Here is an 18,541-nt window from a genome sequence, read left to right on the forward strand (position 1 = left end):
CGCGCCGGGTCTGCTTGCGCTTGCCCAGGCCCTCAGCGTCACCGAACGTCAGCTGCATAGATGATCCTCTACATGATGAGGCGGGTAGTGTCGCGTATCTGTGGTGCGTTGTTCAGAGCTTCCTTAGCGCTTTTTTCTCGAGTTCGCTGCTCGGCATCGCAGCCAAGGCATCGTGGGCCTGCTTGTAGCGCGCACGACTCTTTTCGATCATGTCCAGTGCGCGCCGGTTGGCCGCATCGCCGGAGACCATCACCACGTCGCGCAAGCCGATCGCCACGTTGGTGTTGGCATCGAGCATTTCGGAGGACAGCCGGATCCTTTCCATGTTGTTGTTGACGATGGTGTCCAGCTCATAACGCGCATTGGACATGGTGATCAGGCCGGTTGCCACAAGCAGGCCCGACAGCAGAATCAGAATACCGAAGGCCATTCCGAGGCGACGGCCGACATTGATGCGTTGCAGAAAGTCATTTATGACCGCTTCCAGGTAGCACAGCTGAGCAGCTCGGTGGATGCGGGGTGCATCGACTCAAGCGCCTTGCCCAGCTAGCGGCCGGATTCCATGGGGCTAAAGACCGTCGATCGAAAATACTTACCGTTGATTCATTACAGATCGGAAGTTTCATGACAGCGGCTTCCCGTGTCCTGACATGGGAGCTCCAAGGCGCAAATTTATGTGCATCTGGCCGGATCGAAGCGTCTCAGTGGTGCAGCGATTTTCTGACGCTTTGCCGACATTGGCGCGTGGCCGCGCCTGCAACCGGTCATTGGATTGCGATGCAGTGCTCAGTTCCGCATCGAGCGCTGGGCAACGATCTGCCGCGAGCCTGGTAGCGGGTGGGCCGTGCGAAGTAGTGGATTGAAGTATCCGCTCGCTGCGTCGCGCGTGTTGCCGCGCTGCAGCATGCCTGCCGGGAAACGCAACGTGCTGCCGCTTGCGCCATCGCGTGCGCAAGCAGCGCGACGCGATGGCGATCACTCTTGCTCAGGCTTCCAGCGCAGCGAGCACGTCTGCGTGCAGTTGCTCGGCGCCACCCTCGCTGTTGAAGCGCGCAAAGAGCTCTTCGCCGGAGATCAGCCCGACCCGAACCGAGTGGCAGTAGGACCCGAAGCTTTCGCCAGCGTTGAACGGGTCGCTGATGACAGAGATATGGTTGAGGCGGACCCGGGCGGTGCCGAACTGGATAAACATCTGCGATCTCCTGTGTGAGCATCGAGTTTCCCACGTTGTCGTGCAGTGCAGAAGCGTTTGCCGGCGTCTGCGTGCACGGCGTTTGCCGTTGCGTCGGTAGCGGACAGTGCCGACCTGCGCGGGCGCACCATCGAATGCATTGCGCAGCGACTCACGCGGGCGAGCAGCCAGCACGTACACTGCCGTCCCCTGATGCTGAGCTCGCCGCATGTCCGATCCGATCCGTCTCGATAAATGTGTAGCTGCCGCGTTCGGCTGCTCGCGTGGCGAGGCCCAGCACTACATCGAGGGCGGGTGGGTCAGCGTGGACGGCGTGGTGGTCGAAGAACCGCAGGCGCTGGCTACCGTGGCGCAGGTCACCCTGGCCGCAAATGCGGTGTTGGCGCCTGCCGAGCCCGCCACCTTGTTACTGCACAAGCCCGCAGGCATCTGCGCCGATGCCGCGCTGGCGCTGGCGCTGGCCACGCCGGCAACGCGCAGCGCACTGGACCAGTCCGACCTACGTGTGTTGAAGCGGCACTTCCTACGCTTGCAAGCGCCGCTGCCGCTGGAAGACGCCGCAAGCGGGCTGCTGATCCTGAGCCAGGATGGCCGCGTGCTGCGCCGGCTGAGCGCTGACGCCAGCGCGATCGAGCAGGAATTTCTGGTTGAAGTGCAGGGTGAGCTGCGTCCCTACGGAATGGCGCGGCTGGCGCATGGCTTGGTCTACCAGCAACGCAGTCTGTCGCCTTGCAAGGTGAGCTGGCAAAGCGAAGGCCGCCTGCGGTTTGCGATCAAGCACGTGCAGCCCGGCCAGCTGCGCTACATGTGCGGCGAAGTAGGCCTGGAGGTCAGGAGCATTCGCCGCTTGCGCGTGGGCCGGGTGTCGCTGGGCAAGCTGGCGATCGGCGAATGGCGCTACCTGCCGGCAGGTGAGCGGTTCTGACTGGAGCACCGCGGCATGCGGCTGCAGCAGCTGGAATCACGTAGCGCTTGCGTGCAAATGTGCTTAGTCGCGGCAGCATGCATGCTGCGATTATTTCTTGTTGCGCTTTTTCTTTGCACGCGTGACCAGAAACAGCACAACGGCAATCACACCAATGACCAGGATGATGAAGGCCGGAGATAAAAACGAATTGTCGCCCATGCGGAACTCCTGACAGTCTTGCGCAGCACAGCGCTGCGATGAGGTTAGCCTAGCGAGCAGCCTGCTTGATCGCGTGAAATGCATGGTTTGCTGCAGAAGCAGGCGAATATTTCGGTCGCGTCGATGACGCAGAGTGCTGTTTTTCCAGCATCTACCTGAGTGACTCGGTAGCTGACGTTGTCTTGCATCGATCCATGCAGCAAGGAACCAGCCACCTTGCACGTCGGGGAGCGTGCCTGTGCAGCGTGATTCGGGAAGGATGGCCCCGTGCATGAGCTGGCCGCCAAGCGAGCGCTTGCGGCGTGATGCGCGCACATGGGCATACTGCGCTGATTGAGTGCCAATGAGATGCGCGATCGCAACGTCGGTTGACTGCGGTCAATTGCAGGGCGAGGCAGGGCTTCCAGGCATCGAACCTGGCGGCAATTCTTGCCTGCTAAATGGCTGCACGAGCGAACGCACGGGCAGATCGGGGAGGAGGCGCGGCCATTCTCTCGCGCCTTTACTCGTCCGTGTCCCGGCAGGGGCGTGCTCTGCGCCCCGCGAGTTGAGCGGCCCAACAGGCCTCGCGTCCGGTGGCTGCAGTTTAAATGCGACATCGGTCGGGTAAATCGGGAGCGAGCCGACACGCTGTCGGGGCGTTCCCGACAGCCGTCGCGACGATCTGCGTATGAACGGGGCTTGCGCCCACAACTCCCCGCTCACCGCATCACTGAAAGGTGGAGCTGCAGTGGAGCCGGAACAATCGATCTGCACCGTATTGCCGCTGCCGCTGCCGCTGCCGCAAACCGCGCTGAAGTCAGAATGTTGCCTCAAATGCCCACATTGGCGCGCGAGATGGGACGGCCTGCGGCGTCGCGTTAGCCGGGCGGCAGTACGCAGGCCACATCCAGATTGCGCGCGGAACGACGCACTTATGCGGTTTGGCCGGACTTCACCGTCACGCGGTCCTTGTCGTTGCTGATGGCGCGGTCGGCGCCGGAAACCAGTTGTCCATCGGCCCTCTTGGTGTCGCCCCGAATTGGCTGCGTTGCATCGTTCATGACCGTGACGCAACCGCTCAGCGCAGCCATGGCAACGGCTGCGGTCACTAGATGTCTCGTGTTTTCCCCTGGCGTAAGACACGGCGTTGCCAGATGCGCGTTGCGGCGCGTCTGTGGTACTACCGTGTTGTGGTCAATCCCCGTCCCCGTCCCCGTCGCCGTCGCACCGCGCGACGGCTGGCATTCAACACCGGGATTGTGGGCGGCTGTCCAGTCGTGGCCGCTCGCGTTACGCGACCGGGCTTGCCAGCACGCGGTGCTTGGCCATCACGCTGCGGATCGCACTCAGCAGTTGCTCAGGGGTATACGGCTTTTCCAGGAAGGCAACGCCGTCGGGGAGGATCTCTTCCACGTATTCGACGGCCAGGCCGGAAGTCAGCAGCACCGGCAGGTTGTACGGCGCGTGTGCGGTCTTGAGCGCCAGGTCCACACCGGTCAGGCCACCCGGGAAATGGATATCGGAAAACAGCACATCCACGCGCGGATCGCTTTCGATCAAGGTCAAGGCTTCCTCGACCGAGCCGGCGCTGCGGCAGGTGAAACCATAGCTCTCCAGCACAAGGCAGCTGAGCTGTCGGGTTCCGTCGCCGTCTTCGACAACGAAGACAACCGGCCGTTCCTTGTTCTGTGGCATGAGCTGGTCTCGTAAGGCAGGCCACATTCTCAGCGATGCGGCAGTGAACCCTCTGTCAACGCAAACCTCGCCGTATGGTTACCAGCCGAACGGGCCTGGACCATAGCCGCCGGGGGCATAACGCGGGCCAAAGATGGAGCCCTCACCACGTCCGACACTGATGCTGACGCCAATTTGGTGCGCCTTGCCGTCGTCGTCGTAATAGGTCTTGCAGGAATTCAAATTCACCGCCTGCCAGTTGCTGTTGCCGCCGCGGCTGGAATAGCCCAGGCCGGTTTCGACAGCACCATGCAGCTTGCCCTGGCATTGCTCGGCGCGCTCGGCAGCGATGGAGGCTGCACTTGGCCGGGCCAGTGCCGGCTTGGGGCCGCTCTTGTCGCCGTAGAAGGTGCCCGGCGGGTCGTTGCTGTATTCCGGGTCGGAGCGGAGCTGCACCCGGGCTTGCGGAAGGCTCAGGTCCAGCGAACGTGCGGTCGCCGTGTCGGGATTGCCGTCGCTGGCTTGGGCCAACGCACTTCCAGAGGCGGCGCTGCCGGCGGCAAACAGAGTGACCAGGACAAGCAGGCTGCGTTTCATCGGTTGGACTCTACGAAGAGGGGCTGGCAGCGCGTGCCAGCTCGCTGTGTGAAACTAGCAACGGCTGATTGAATGCGCGCTGTCGATCTTGCGGATTTTTGTGCCGTCTGCGGTGTTGTGTTGACACACGCTGCTGCATCAGCCCTGTTCGCGCACGATCTCGATCAATTGCGCGCCGTAGCGCGCCAGCTTGCCGCCGCCGATGCCGCCCACCCGCGAGAGCGCATCGATGCTGGTTGGCCGTTGTTCGGCGATGTTGCGCAAGGTGCTGTCATGGAAGATCACGAAGGCCGGCACGTTCTGTTCCTTGGCCAGATCCGCGCGCAAGCCGCGCAAGGCATTGAACAGCGCCAGATCCTGCGGCTGCACCGGCAGGCCGGTGCGCTGCGCGCTACGCTCGCGCCCGGCAGCCGGGTTTTCGCGGCGCATCATGACCTGGCGCTCGCCCTTGAGCACCTGGCGGCTGGCATCGGTGAGGCGTAAGCCGCCGTGACCTTCGCTATCGACTTCCAGCAGGCTGGCGGCCACCAGTTGGCGAAACACGCCGCGCCAGGTACGTTCGTCCAGATCGCGGCCGATGCCGTAGGTGCTGAGCTGGTCGTGCCCCAGCTGTTTGATACGCTCGTTTTCGCTACCGCGCAGGATGTCGATCAGATGACCCACGCCAAAGCGCTGCCCGCTGCGGTAGACGCAACTGAGCGCTTTCTGCGAGGCCACCGTGGCGTCCCAGGCGGCGGCCGGGGTCAGGCAGTTGTCGCAGTTGCCGCAGGGTTTGGGATAGGTCTCGCCGAAGCCGGCCAGCAGCACCTGGCGACGGCATTGCATCGATTCGCAATAGCCCAGCAGGTGGTCGAGCTTGGCGCGCTCCAGACGCTTGCGCTCTTCGGCCGCTTCGCCCTGCTCGATCATCTGCTTGAGCAGCACCACATCGCCCAGGCCGTAGCACAGCCAGGCCTCGGCGGGATCGCCGTCGCGGCCGGCGCGTCCGGTTTCCTGGTAGTAGCCCTCAAGCGATTTGGGCAGATCCACGTGCGCCACGAAGCGCACGTCCGGCTTGTCGATGCCCATGCCGAAAGCGATCGTGGCGGCCATGATGATGCCGTCCTCGCGCAGGAAGCGGCGCTGGTTTTCTGCGCGTACCTCTGCCGGCAGGCCGGCGTGATAGGGCAGTGCATTGAAGCCTTGCGCGCACAGTTGCTGCGCGGTTTCTTCCACCTTGCGCCGCGACATCGCATAGACGATGCCGGCCGAGCCACGATGACGGCCCAGGAATTCCTGCAGCTGTTTGCGCGCATTGTCCTTCTGCACCACCGTGTAGCGGATGTTGGGGCGGTCGAAGGAACTGACGAAGTGGCGCGCGTCTACCAGATCCAGGCGCTCTGCGATCTCGCGCTGGGTCGGCGGGTCGGCGGTGGCCGTCAACGCCATGCGCGGTACATGCGGCCAGCGCTCATGCAGTACAGTGAGCTGGCGGTATTCCGGGCGGAAATCGTGGCCCCATTGCGAGACGCAATGCGCTTCGTCGATGGCGAATAGCGCAATGCGGCTACGTTCCAGCAATGAAAGGAAGCGCTGGGTCAGCAGGCGCTCCGGCGCAACGTAAAGCAGATCCAGGTCGCCGGACAGCAGGGCGCGTTCCACGCGCTGGGCGTTTTCTGCATCCAGGGTGGAATTAAGGAACTCGGCGCGCACGCCGAGCTGGCGCAGGGCCTCGACCTGATCCTGCATCAGCGCGATCAGCGGCGAGACCACGATGCCGATGCCGTCGCGTAGCAGCGCCGGCACCTGGTAGCACAGCGATTTGCCGCCACCGGTGGGCATGAGGACCAGGGCATCGTTGCCGGCAGCGACGTGTTCGACAATGGCCTGCTGCGGGCCGCGGAAGTCGTCGTAGCCAAAGACGCGGCTGAGCAGTTCGTGGGCGGGGGAAGACATCCGCCTAGGATACCGTGCGGGTCAAGCCCTGGCCGGGGTGTTGCTGGGTGGAGTTGCGCGAAGCCGCATCAGGGATTGCCGTGATGTGGATGTTGGGTTGACCAGTGATGCGTGAGGAGTTGGGAGCAGTGAGTTGCACGAGGCTTCGCTGCGTACTCACCCAACCCCCCGCTCCGCGCCCCGGCACGCGCTTGCGGCGCGGGCGCGCCGAGGCATGCGCGCCAGTGGCGCGCAAGCTGTGCCTTCTCGCCCCCGGCGGGAGAGGGGCTCAAAGACTTTCGATATGCGTGGCCCGGCAAAGGAATGCTGAGTACTGCACAGCCCGTGCTCTATGCGCTCTATCGCAGTGAACATGACACCAAGAGCCCCCTGAGTTAGGGGGCGCGCCAAAGGCGCGGGGTGTGGCAGGCAATTGAGCAGGGGCCCAAGGTTTCGCAACTGCGAAACCTTGGGCAAACCCGAAGGGGCGAAGCCCAGAGGCTTTACTGCAACAGCGAGCGCAGCATCCAGGCGTACTTCTCGTGGGTCTGCAGGCGCTGGGTCAGCAGGTCCACAGTCGGGTCGTCGCCGGCGTCGTCGGCGGTGCCCAGCACCTTGCGTGCGGTGCGGCAGACCGCTTCGTTGCCGCTGACCAGCTGGCGCACCATTTCACGCCAGTCGGCGCTGTCGCTCAGGCCCGGCTCTTCCGGGATCGAGGTCAGCGCGACGAATTCGCGGTACGAGCCTGGAGCGTTGTAGCCCAGGGCGCGGATGCGCTCGGCCACCTCGTCCAGCGCCGCCCACTGCTCGGTGTACTGGGTTTCGAACATGGTGTGCAGCGAGTTGAACATCGACCCGGTGACGTTCCAGTGGAAGTTGTGGGTCTTCAGATACAAGGTGAAGGCGTCAGCCATGTAGCGGGCCAGACCGTCGGAGATCTGCTTGCGATCGCTGTCCTTGATCCCGATATCGATATGCGGCGCCGATGCAGCAGCGACCGGCAGGGCGTCGCTGACGACGACGGGCTTGTTGGCGTTCTTTTTCTTGGACATGGGATGGTCCTTGCGGGGTTGATGTCTTAGGGAACTGATATGGCGTCACAATAGACAGGCTAAAGGATCAAACGTCATTCAATTTTTCACATTTTTCCATCAATGAGCGCTATCGACTCCACCCTTGCCGACACCTTGCGTGAGCGCCGCCGTGCCGTGGATGGCGCGATGAGCCGCGACCGTGGCCGCTTGCTGGGCCTATGGTCGCGCTGGCAGGGCAAGCCAGGCAACCCGCAGGTGCGCGATGCGTTCGAGCAGGCACTGGCGGCATCGCAGGCGCAACGCCAGGCACGGGCCGAGCAGCAGCCGGCCATCACGCTGGACGACCAGTTGCCGATTGCGCGCGAGGCCGAGCGCATCATCGCGCTGATCCGCGACCATCAGGTGGTGGTCATCGCCGGCGAAACAGGCTCGGGCAAGACCACTCAGCTGCCCAAGCTGTGCCTGGCGGCCGGACGCGGAGCCGCCGGAATGATCGGCTGCACCCAACCACGCCGGATCGCCGCGCGCGCGGTGGCCGCGCGCGTGGCCGACGAGCTGAAGACGCCGTTGGGCACCACGGTGGGCTTCCAGGTGCGCTTCACCGATCGCGTCAGCGATCAGTCGCGCATCAAGTTCATGACCGACGGCATCCTGCTGGCGGAAATCGCCAGCGACCGTTGGCTGTCGTCCTACGACACCATCATCGTGGACGAGGCGCACGAGCGCAGCCTCAATATCGATTTCCTGCTGGGCTATCTCAAGCAGTTGCTGCACAAGCGCTCCGATCTCAAGTTGATCGTCACCTCGGCCACCATCGACACCGAGCGCTTTGCGCAGCACTTCGACAACGCGCCGGTGATCAGCGTGGAAGGCCGCACCTTCCCGGTCGAGGTGCGTTATCGCCCGCTGGAAGGCGATACGGGCGACGGCGACGATGGAGAACACGGCAGCGGCCGCGACGGCGAGCGCAGTGTCAACGATGCGATCGTGGCGGCCATCGATGAGATCACCCGCATCGACCCGCGCGGCGATGTGCTGATGTTCCTGCCGGGCGAGCGCGAGATTCGCGATGCGCACCAGTCGCTGGAACGGCGCAAATACCGCGAAACCGAAGTGGTGCCGCTGTATGCGCGGCTGTCGGCAGCCGATCAGGACCGCGTGTTCAACCCGGGCCCGCGCCGGCGCCTGGTACTGGCCACCAACGTGGCCGAAACGTCGCTGACGGTGCCGCGCATCCGGTATGTGGTGGACCAGGGGCTTGCCCGCGTCAAACGCTACAGCCCGCGCCAGAAGCTGGACCGCCTGCATATCGAGCCGATCTCGCAGGCCAGCGCCAACCAGCGCATGGGCCGTTGCGGGCGTATTGCCGAGGGCATCTGCTACCGGCTGTATGCCGAAGCGGATTTTGCCGCGCGTCCGGCATTCACCGATCCGGAAATCCGACGTTCCTCGTTGTCCGGGGTGATCTTGCGCATGCTGCAGCTGGGGCTGGGCAGGATCGAAGACTTCCCGTTTCTGGAAGCACCCGACGAACGTGCGGTGGCCGATGGTTGGCAACAGCTACTGGAGCTGGGCGCCATCGATACGCAGCGGCGTCTGACCGCGACCGGCCGCCAGATGGCGCGCCTGCCGGTGGACGTCAAGCTGGCGCGCATGCTGGTGGCCGCGCAGCAACATGGGTGCTTGCGCGAGATGATCATCATCGCCGCATTCCTGGGCATCCAGGATCCGCGCGAGCGCCCGCCGGAGGCGCGCGAAGCGGCCGATAACGCGCATGCGCTGTTTGCCGATGCGCGCTCTGAATTCGTCGGCATCCTGCGCTTGTGGGATGCGTACCGGCAGGTGCATGAAGATCTTACCCAGTCCAAGCTGCGCGACTGGTGCAACCGGCATTTCCTCGGGTTCTTGCGCATGCGCGAGTGGCGCGAGCTGCATCGGCAGCTGCGGTTGCTGTGCGAAGAACTGGGCTGGAGCGAAGAGCCGGCCAACGCGATGCTGGCGCCGTTGCTGGCCGGTGCCAGTGCGCCCGCCCGCGAAGACGGCCACAACGCCAACCGACCCACGCGTGGCCAGCTGCACCGTGCCGCGCGACTGGCGCGCGAAGGCAGGCCCGATCCCAACGCAGCGCCTGCGACACCCGCGCCGGCTGCGGTGAACCAGCCGGCCGAAGCTGCCGAAGCATCGGCCCGTAGCAGCGAACGCGAACGTGCGGCGGCCTATCAGGCGCTGCACCGCGCGCTGTTGGCGGGGCTGCCGACCCAGATCGGCCACCGCACGGAAAAGGGCGACTATCTGGCCGCGCGGCAACGCCGGTTCGTGCCGTTCCCCGGTTCGGCGCTGGCGCGCAAACCGCCGCCGTGGATTCTGGCGGCCACGTTGCTGGACACGCAGAAAGTGTGGGGCATGACCAATGCCGCGATCGAGCCGGACTGGGCCATTGCCGAGCTGCCGCATCTGCTGGCGCGCAAGCATTTCGATGCGCATTGGTCGCGTGCGCAGGGGCAGGTCGTTGCTTCGGAACAGATCAGCCTGTTCGGGCTGGTGCTGGCGCCGAAAAAGCCAGTGCATTTCGGCAAGATCGATCCGGCCGCAGCGCATGATCTGTTCGTGCGCCAAGGCTTGGTGACCGGCGAAATCAATACGCGGGCCGCATTCGTGGCCGATAACCTCAAAGTGCTCGAGCAGGCACGCGAAGAAGAGGCCAAGTTGCGTCGCGCCGGTATCGTTGCCGACGAAGGCTGGCAGGCGCGCTGGTATCTGGATCGCATTCCGGCCGAGCTGCATTCGGCCAGCGGCTTGGATGCGTGGTGGAAGACCTTGCCGCCGGACAAACGCCGCAGCCTGCATTGGTCGTTGAACGATCTGCTGCCGGGCGAAGGCAGCGAAGCCGATCGCTTTCCGAAGTATTTCCCGCTTGGCGATGCGCGCCTACCGTTGCATTACCGTTTCGAGCCGGGTGCCGTCGACGACGGCGTGACCATGGATGTGCCATTGCACTTGCTCAATGCGCTGGATCCTTCGCGCCTGTCGTGGCTGGCACCGGGATTCGTTGCCGACAAGGCGTCTGCGTTGATTCGTAGCCTGCCCAAGGCGCAACGCCGCAACTACGTGCCGGCACCGGATTTCGGGCGCGCGTTCTACGAGGCCTACAGTGTGGCCTCGGCCGACGATATCCGTGGCGAGCTGGCGCGCTTTCTGACCAAGGCCACCGGGACGCAGGTCACCGCGCTGGATTTCGATGAGCAGGCGTTAGACACGCATCTGCTGATGAACCTGCGCCTGCGCGACGACGACGGCAAAGTGTTGGCCGAGTCGCGCGATCTGAACGGGCTGCGGGCGCGCTTCGGCGAGCGTGCCGGGCAGGCATTCGCCGCACGGGCCGGGCGCGCGCTGGCCGCCGAAGGCCTGCGCGATTTTCCGGGCGCGCCGATTCCCGAGCAGGTGGCAGGCGAAGCCGGCGTCCCGGCGTACCCGGCGCTGGTGGATCAGGGTGACAACGCGGCGCTGCGCATCTTCGCCGACCGCAACGAAGCGGCGCGGGCGCATCCGCGCGGCGTGCGGCGCTTGCTGGAAATCGCATTGGCCGACAAGATCAAACAGGCACGCAAGCAACTGCCGGTGTCGCCCAAGACCGGGCTGCTGTATGCGGCGATCGAATCACAGGAACGCTTGCGTGGCGATCTGGTCGATGCGGCGCTCAACGCCGTGCTGGCCGATGGCCTGGGCGCCATTCGCGACCCCGGCGCATTTGCGCAGCGCCGAGACGATGCGAGCAAGCGGCTGTTCGGCGAAGCGATGGAGCGCTTGAAGCTGGCCGAAAGCATCCTGGGCGCCGTGGCCGAACTCAAGCCACTGTTGGAAGCACCGTTGATGGGCTGGGCACGCGGCAATCTGGATGACATGGAGCAGCAACTGCGCGCGCTGGTGCATGCAGGCTTCCTGCGCGACACCCCGGCCGACGCATTGGCCAATTATCCGCGCTACCTCAGGGCGATGATCCTGCGCACCGAACGCGCAAAGCGCGATCCTGCGCGCGACCAGGCGCGCATGCTTGAGCTCAAACCGTTCGTGGATGCAGTGGAAGAGGCCGCCGCGCGCGGTTTGCAAAACCGCCAAGAGTGGCAGGCGCTGCGTTGGGATCTGGAAGAGCTGCGCGTGTCGGTATTTGCGCAGGAGCTGGGTGCAAAATCCGGCGTTTCGGCGAAGAAACTGTCGCAACGGGTGGCTGCATTGCGCAGCTGAGGCCTGATGCAAGGCTGCGCATCCGACACGGGCCGAGCGCATCTCACAACCCGCGCGGCGTCCGTCTTAGAAGCTGAGAGCTGCTAACAGACGTAGCGAGCAGGCGCCAGGCGGGCGGGACGGCGCACAGGAACCGGCATGTGTAAGTGGTAGATGCCGATTCTGGGCACCGGCCGCGCCCACCCGGCGGTGAGCGCAGTCGTGTTGCTGGCTACGCTAGAACTTCAGGTGCAGGCTGGCCATGTAGCGGCGTACGCTCTTGTAGCGACCGGCCAGGTGGTCCTTGTCACCCAGATACTGCAGGTATTGCTCGTCCAGCAGGTTCTGCGCATCGACCTGCAGCGACCAGTTCGGGCTGAAGGCATAGCCGACGCTGGCGCCGAGTTCGGCGTAATCGTCCACGCTTGCCGGTGCCGCACCGGCCACATAACCGCCGGCCAGGTAGCTGTCGCGCCAGTTGTAGGTCAGCCGCGCATTGAGCGGGCCTTTTTCGTAGCAGGGGCTGAAGGCGAGGCTGTTGCGCGATTGGTAGGGCAGGGCATCGCCGGTGTTGTTTTCGCCAGCGGCATAGGTGTAGTTGGCGGTCAGGCCGAAGCCGCTGTCGCCGAACGGTTGCTGGAAGGAGATGTTGAAGCCCTTGACCTTGCCATCGCCGGCATTGCGCGGCCGTTGAATGCTGTAGTCGCAATAGCCATCGGCCGTGCAGCCGTTGCTGCCCACCAACTGCGCCCAGCTTTGCGGTGCGGTATCGCGCAATGCGTTGTACTGGCGCTCCACGCTGGCGCTGGTGTCGATGTAGTTGTCGATCTTCTTGTAGAACACCGACCACGCCACCACCGCTTGCTGCGCAAAATAATATTCGGCAGAGAGATTGAAGTTCCAGGATTCGTACGGAGACAGGTCTGCATTGCCGCCGCTGCCGGTCAACGTGGTGTCGTTGAGGAAGGTGTTGTTGACCATCTGGTTGTAAGGTGCCCAGGCGATGACCTTGGCCGCAGCGAAGCGGAATACCCAGTCGTCGCTGGTGTCGTACGACAGCGTCAGCGAAGGCAGCAGAAAGTCTTCCTTGCGGGTGCGGGTCTGCCACAGGCTGCCGGCGTCGGCGAGGGAGGGCGTGCCGCTGTAGACGAAGCCGCTGCCTTCGGTCTTGGAATCCACGTAGCGCACGCCAAGATTGCCGCGCAGACCGCCACTGGAAAAATTCAGCTGCGCATAGGCTGCGTTGTTGGTCTGCTCCAGCGCCCAGCTGTTGTTGAGGTAGCTGGCCGGATCCGGTGCGCTGTAATCGACCGGGCTGTTGCGGATCCAGTTAAGCACGTTGTTGCGACCTGCCTGTATGTGCCGGCCGTGATCGGGATAGAACCCCTGCAGATCGGTGAGCCCTATCGTGCCCACATCGGCCAGGGTGCCGGGTGTGACGCCGCCATAGACATTGAGCTCGAAGCGCTCGTCGTGCTTGCCGTGGCGCACGCCCAGCAACAATTGATTGAACACGCTGTCGAACTGCAGATTCAAATCCAGCTGGCCATACGTGTCCTTGCTTTCGGTAGAGAAGATGCCGTTGTTGCCGAACCAGCCGCCGGCCGAACCCCAATTGGCCGGGTTACGTGCCGCTACCGAATCGTCGAAACGGATGCCGCGGCGGGTGTCCCAGCTGAAGCCGCCGTTGTAGAAAGGCTCGATGAAGTATTGCGAGAGATCTTTGTTCTCGGACTTGCTCTGGCCCACCTGTCCGTTCAAGCCCCAACCCTCGCCGCGGAAGGCGCCGCGCAGATCCAGTCCTTTGGTCGTCACCTCCGATTCGCGCACGTTGTTGTCGTAGATCACCGTACCGCCGAGCGGGATGGCATTGGCGCTGGAGTGGCCACTGGTGACCACACCGTTACGGACGCCGCCAAGTTGGTCCACCGCCGCCACCGTGCCGGCATTCCAGGTCAAAAAGCTGTACATCGACTGGTTGTAGTTGTCGAAGTTCTCGTTGATGTACAGGCCGCTCAGAGTGAACTCCAGCGCTTCACTGGGCTTGAGTTGCAGGTTGACCACGGCGCTGTCGCGCTCGCGATCCTGCTGGAACCAGGCAGCGTTGATCGAGTTGGGCACATCCGCATCGGCAGGCACGCCGCCTGCGGCATTGGCGAAAGTGCTGGCCGGTACGTAGCCGAAGACCTCCATGCCGCGGCGGTCCACGCGTTCTTCGTAATGCTGCGCCGAGACCGCAATGCCGAAGGTCTCGGCTGCGTTCTTCCAGCTGTAGAGCAGTGCCGCGTTGGGTTTGCCCTGGCTGGCCTGGTCGCTGTAGCTGTAGCCGATGGATGCAGCCACTTCATTGACTTTCAGATCCAGTGGCTGCCGCGTATGCATCAGCACCGTGCCACCGAGGCTGCCTTCGGTCAGGCGCGCTTCGGAGGATTTGAGGATTTCCGCACGGCCCAGGATCTGCGGGGCCAGCAGGGTGTAATCGAAACCGCGGCTGGGTTGTTCGCCGTAGAGCCAGATCGCCTGCGCGACCGGATGCCCGTCCAGAAACGACAGATTGAGGCTGGGGTCGGTGCCGTCGATACTCACGCGCTCGCCTTGCCCGAAGCGTCTGTCCAACGTCACGCCGGGAATCTGCGAGAGCGCTTCGGCCACGTTGGTGCTCGGGAATTTGCCGATGTCTTCGGCGGTGATCGCCTCGGAGATGCCGGTGTTGTTGCGTTTGGTATCGAGCGATTTTTCCAGGCTGGCGCGGATGCCGACCACCTGGACGGCATCCAGGTCGGTGGCTTGCGTACCAGCGCTGTCCTGGGCTTGCGCAGCGAATGCCAGCGATAGTGCAATGGCGCTGGACAGGGTAGTGCTGTATTTCATGATGTCTCTCCTCATCACGCACAGGGATGGACGGCGGGCTGCCGCTCGCCGGATGCGGGGTCTTGCAGACGCGCGCTCGGGGTAGAACGCGTGGTATCGCTTACGACAGGTCGGTGTGGTGCTGCAGATACCAGTTGGCCGCGCCGAGCACGCCCAGTTGCCCGTGCTCGACCAATTTGACCGGAATGCGTTCGAGCACAGCGCGCATGTTTCCCTTGTCCAGGAAGCGCTCGGCAAAGGCGCTGCCAGAGGAACTGGCCGATCGTCGGCAGGAAGCCCCCGGCCAGATAGATGCCACCGGCAGCGCCGTAGGCCAGCGCCATGTCGCCGACCGCGCTCCCCAGCAGGCCGCAAAAAATCTCCAGGCACTCGCGCGCAAGCGCATCGTCTTCGTGCAGCGCTGCGTGCGTCACGGCGGCGGGCAGACGATGACGCGGCGTTGCGCCATGCAGCTCGCACACCGCATCGTAGAGATGCCGTAATCCCGGGCCGGAGAGCACGTGCTCGAGCGGCAAATAGTGCCGGTCACGTAACAGGCATTGCAGCACGGCGTACTCGCGCGGGTGGGTGCTGGCCAGCGCGACCTGGCCGGCTTCGGTGGCCAGCACGATCGCGCGTGGCTTGGCATCGATCCACAGTGCTGCACCCAGACCGGTCCCGGGGCCGACCACCAGAATCGGCCCGTTGGCACGCGCATGGCGCGGTGTCGGCCCGCTCAGCTGCAGCACGGCGCGTTGTTCCATCTGCGGCGCTGCGTAGGCCACCGCCTCGAAATCGTTGACCAGGTGCACGTTGCGCACTGCCAGTGCAGCACCGATGCGGCTGGGTGAAATCGTCCATGGCAGGTTGTTGCTGATGAAGCTGCCATCGTCCAGCGCCACGCCGGCGCTGGCGATGACCACCGCATCGACGCCGCGCCGCTGGTGCAGGAAATCCTCGAGGATGGCCTGGAGACTGGCGTGCTCGGCGCAGCGATAGGTGCGGTAATGCGAAAGCTCGATGGCTGCATCGCGCGCCTGCAGCATGTGCCCGACACGCACATGCGTGCCGCCGACATCGGCAGCGATGAAGCTGATGGCAACGGGGACATCGGGCGAGGCAGAGGCGTAAGCGGAACGCGAAGTCGCAGCCACATTCAGTCCTTTGGTCCGTCTGACCGGCCGATGCCGTCAGCGAGTAGGGGCCTGTTTAGGAGTTGGTGACAACGATGTCAATGGATCAGCCGGGTTGAATCGATCTTGGTGGCGTGCTCAAGTGCAAAAACGTGCGCTTCTGGGTTGTCTGTGCGGACTTCGTTGCGCAAAGTGGACAAATGCGTCCAACGTGGCGCAGTGGTTGGTGAAAAGCGGACTCGGCAAGCCGGCGCATGGCGCCCAGCTGCCCACCGGGTGCTTCAGTTGGCTATCGCCCCACCCACCCTGTTTCAAGGACTGCGTCAGGGCCCGGCGCCACCGCTGGTCACGCCAGGCAGCGTGCTGCAGGCCGCGTTATCGGTGGGCGGTGCCTGGGTGGGGTAACGCTGCTTGCCGAGTACATAGGCCTGGCTGGTGGCAACGAATCCATCCGCGTAAGTGGCTTCCACGAAATACGCGCTCCAGCCGTTCTCCGGAATCTGCACCGGTACCGAGACGGTGCCGCCGTCGGCAAGCGCAATCGGCGTGGCGCTGTAGCGTATGCCGCAGGCGTAGCGGAAATCGCGCGCCTGTGGATTATGTGCACTCCACAGCTGCACCTGCGTTGGCCGCTCGGAGGAGCGGAAGCGGATCTGCGGCGCTTCGCCGGTACGCAACACACCGCTCACTTGCGGTAACGGGCGCTGCTGCTGCAGGCGCGTGATGAACGGCGCCAGGGTATCGACGACAGAGGCGCGAATGTTGTGCGCACTATTGGGCAGGACGCGCAGCGCCTTGCTGCCGGGCAGCGCGTCATAGAAGAACCGGGCGTTGTCCGGCAAAAAGAAGTCGTCGCCGCTGGCATTGACGATGTACTTGGGCACCGCCAGCCGTGTGCGGTACGGCGTGTGCAAATAGCTCAGCGGATCTTGCAGCTGCACCAATTGCGCAAAAGCCGGGGTCTGCAGTTGTGTGGTGATGCCCTGCTTTGCATAGGCGTCGAAGGCAATCGGCCAGTTGCCGCCATAGGTGCGGGACATATGCTCCAGCACCGCCGGCATGTTGAGGATGTCGATCACCAATGGCGCCACCGCCTCTACGCGCCGGTCGGCGATGGTGGCATGCCAGCTGGCCCACCCGCGTTTGGAGGCGCCGGCAAGCACGAAGCGGTGGACTTGCAACGGGGCCAATTCGCGCTCGGCCAGGCTCATGGTGCGCGCAATCGCGGCCGCCATCGGCACGTGCAGCGGCAGTGTCTTGCGCTGCTGCGGCGCCTTGAGAAACAGCGACCAACTATAGGCCACGCTGTCGTCTTCGCGGCGTGGGTTGGTATCGCCCTGGTAGCTCAACGCCTGGTTGGGAATGTCGCTGAGCGCGATCACCACCGTGTGGGTGCGTTGCGCCAACGCCGCCAGCGCCTCGGGCGCCAACTCGCTGGCCGGCTGCGCCGTATTGCCATCCACCGGATGACGCGTACCGTTGGTTGAGATCAATACCGCGCGCGTGGGCAAGGCCTCTTTCGGCACATAGATCGCCACGTCATGCTGCCAGCGCGACGGCGTGACCAGTCCCTCTGGCGACCAGTCCTGCGAGGTCAGCAGGTAGTCGCGCCGCTCGACACCGGCAACGCTGCTGGTGCCAACGCGCGTATAGGTCAACGGTTGTCGTTCGATGGCATCGCGGTAACACACCAAGGATTGCCCGAAGCCAACGTCCGGTGCATTCGCGCAGCGCTCTGCCGGCGACGCAGCAGAAGCGAGTGAGTCAGCGGACGCGATGCCGGCAAACAGTGTCAGTGACGATAGCAGTACCAGGCTGCAATAGGTCATCGAGCGCATGCAGGTTCTCCAGAGACCGTGCGTGTGGCCAGCGCTTGCCGCGCCAATCGCATGGGAAGCGTGGTCAGCAGTCGCGTCAGCGACGGGGTGGCGCGCGCGGTGTGTGCAGGAGTGTACGCGTGGTCGCTATCGGTAAGGAGGGCGGCGCTTCTCGCTACCGGCAATGGGCTGTGTCTGCGCGATGCGGAGTACGATGATTCGGCGCGCCACGTCAGCTGCGCCTAAAGGGGGCGCACCTAGGTTTGCGCTCTGTCTGCCGGCACCAGCGTTGCCTTGCGCATGCGCTGCTCTGCAGTGAGCGGCATCCCGCGGGCGAAGTGCAGCGGCTGCAGTTGCGATCTTGCATGCGCAACGCCCAGTGGCGGGATTCGCGTGGCGCCTGCCGATGCCAAGCGCGGCGACCGTCTTCGGCAGCCGCGAAAGCGTGGCGGATGCGCTACTTGATCCGCCGCACCTTTGCAGGGGTGTTGTAACCCTCGATCTGCAGATACCACACGCCGACCAGACCCGGCTTGATCTTGACCTTGGGTGCATCCTTGCGTACTGCGGACAGGCTGGCCGTATCGGTTTGTTCCCACTCCTGACCATTCGCCAGCGTGTAGACGCGGCCCTTCGAAAAGCCCTTGAATTCGCCGAGCATCGTGCTCTCGATCGGCTCCTTGCTGCCGAAGTCGAAGAAGCCGCGGTTCTTGACGATCACTTCCTGACGGCCGGCTTCCTTGGCCTGTTCGACCACCACTGCGGCCTCTTTGGCGACCTTGCCCTGTAGCCAATCGTTGAGCGCAGCCAGTTCGCTGGCATTGAGCTTGTCCAGGCCGGCGGCCTTGAACTGTTCGGCACTCATCTGCGACTGCAGGTCGCCTTGCACCGCGCGTTGCGCCAGGGCGGGGGCGGCATGCAACGCCAAGGTCAGGCAAACCAGCAAGGGAATGCGGCGCGCGAGCGACATGGAAGCCATCCGAAGAAGAAGAGGGGGCTAG

Annotated in this window: 12 protein-coding genes, 1 other RNA gene and 2 pseudogenes; 2 read left to right on the top strand and 13 right to left on the bottom strand. The window is 64.1% G+C overall.

What is annotated here, in order from left to right:
• Window positions 1-124 precede the first annotated feature (124 nt).
• Together F7R02_RS03975 and F7R02_RS03985 are read right to left on the bottom strand one after the other, a co-directional pair.
• Window positions 125-475: pseudogene (locus tag F7R02_RS03975) on the bottom strand (MCP four helix bundle domain-containing protein); the annotation flags it as partial.
• 510 nt (window positions 476-985) lie between these two features.
• Complete coding sequence (locus tag F7R02_RS03985) at window positions 986-1,192, bottom strand: hypothetical protein (RefSeq protein WP_005913665.1); 207 nt, start codon at window positions 1,190-1,192, stop codon at window positions 986-988.
• Window positions 1,193-1,400: 208 nt separating this feature from the next.
• Between F7R02_RS03985 and F7R02_RS03990 the strand changes: the two genes are divergently transcribed.
• Window positions 1,401-2,117, top strand: a complete 717-nt coding sequence (locus F7R02_RS03990) for an rRNA pseudouridine synthase (protein WP_078590217.1) — start codon at window positions 1,401-1,403, stop codon at window positions 2,115-2,117.
• A gap of 90 nt (window positions 2,118-2,207) precedes the next feature.
• Here the strand turns inward: F7R02_RS03990 and F7R02_RS26300 are convergent, their stop codons facing one another.
• The 6 genes from F7R02_RS26300 to F7R02_RS04020 all read right to left on the bottom strand — a co-directional run bounded on the left by F7R02_RS26300 (window position 2,208) and on the right by F7R02_RS04020 (window position 7,537).
• Complete coding sequence (locus F7R02_RS26300; RefSeq protein WP_167520960.1) at window positions 2,208-2,633, bottom strand: hypothetical protein; 426 nt, start codon at window positions 2,631-2,633, stop codon at window positions 2,208-2,210.
• Window positions 2,634-3,232: 599 nt separating this feature from the next.
• The gene (locus F7R02_RS26305; protein ID WP_167520961.1) at window positions 3,233-3,409 is read right to left on the bottom strand and encodes a hypothetical protein; all 177 of its coding nucleotides are present in this window, start codon (window positions 3,407-3,409) and stop codon (window positions 3,233-3,235) included.
• 181 nt (window positions 3,410-3,590) lie between these two features.
• Window positions 3,591-3,995 carry a response regulator gene (locus tag F7R02_RS04000; RefSeq protein ID WP_003482540.1) on the bottom strand — a complete coding sequence of 135 codons (405 nt, stop codon included), beginning with the start codon at window positions 3,993-3,995 and terminating at the stop codon, window positions 3,591-3,593.
• Window positions 3,996-4,073: 78 nt separating this feature from the next.
• Complete coding sequence (locus tag F7R02_RS04005; RefSeq protein WP_078586656.1) at window positions 4,074-4,571, bottom strand: hypothetical protein; 498 nt, start codon at window positions 4,569-4,571, stop codon at window positions 4,074-4,076.
• A 138-nt stretch (window positions 4,572-4,709) separates the two neighbouring features.
• On the bottom strand, window positions 4,710-6,506 hold the full coding sequence (gene recQ, locus F7R02_RS04010) for a DNA helicase RecQ (RefSeq protein WP_011052052.1): 1,797 nt from the start codon (window positions 6,504-6,506) through the stop codon (window positions 4,710-4,712).
• Between the two features lie 482 nt (window positions 6,507-6,988).
• Window positions 6,989-7,537: a Dps family protein gene (locus F7R02_RS04020; RefSeq protein ID WP_003482535.1), complete on the bottom strand. Its 549-nt coding sequence runs from the start codon at window positions 7,535-7,537 to the stop codon at window positions 6,989-6,991.
• 102 nt (window positions 7,538-7,639) lie between these two features.
• On the opposite strand from F7R02_RS04020, the gene hrpA reads away from it, so the two are divergent.
• A complete protein-coding gene (gene hrpA / locus F7R02_RS04025; RefSeq protein ID WP_078590218.1) occupies window positions 7,640-11,761 on the top strand; it encodes an ATP-dependent RNA helicase HrpA in 4,122 nt (1,373 codons plus the stop codon).
• An 81-nt stretch (window positions 11,762-11,842) separates the two neighbouring features.
• Here the strand turns inward: hrpA and F7R02_RS04030 are convergent.
• The 5 genes and pseudogenes from F7R02_RS04030 to F7R02_RS04050 form a co-directional block, all read right to left on the bottom strand.
• Window positions 11,843-11,916: non-coding RNA, sX9 sRNA (locus F7R02_RS04030), on the bottom strand.
• Between the two features lie 61 nt (window positions 11,917-11,977).
• Window positions 11,978-14,611 (bottom strand): TonB-dependent receptor, encoded by a 2,634-nt coding sequence (locus F7R02_RS04035; RefSeq protein ID WP_078590219.1) that lies wholly within the window; start codon window positions 14,609-14,611, stop codon window positions 11,978-11,980.
• A 100-nt stretch (window positions 14,612-14,711) separates the two neighbouring features.
• Window positions 14,712-15,744 (bottom strand): annotated as a pseudogene (locus F7R02_RS04040) (glucokinase family protein).
• A 302-nt stretch (window positions 15,745-16,046) separates the two neighbouring features.
• On the bottom strand, window positions 16,047-17,561 hold the full coding sequence (locus F7R02_RS04045) for a PhoPQ-activated pathogenicity-related family protein (protein ID WP_078590220.1): 1,515 nt from the start codon (window positions 17,559-17,561) through the stop codon (window positions 16,047-16,049).
• A 436-nt stretch (window positions 17,562-17,997) separates the two neighbouring features.
• Window positions 17,998-18,510, bottom strand: coding sequence for a hypothetical protein (locus tag F7R02_RS04050; RefSeq protein WP_015463489.1), 513 nt, complete (start codon window positions 18,508-18,510; stop codon window positions 17,998-18,000).
• Window positions 18,511-18,541: the final 31 nt, after the last annotated feature.

The sequence above is a fragment of the Xanthomonas cissicola genome (assembly GCF_008801575.1).
Taxonomy (GTDB): domain Bacteria; phylum Pseudomonadota; class Gammaproteobacteria; order Xanthomonadales; family Xanthomonadaceae; genus Xanthomonas; species Xanthomonas cissicola.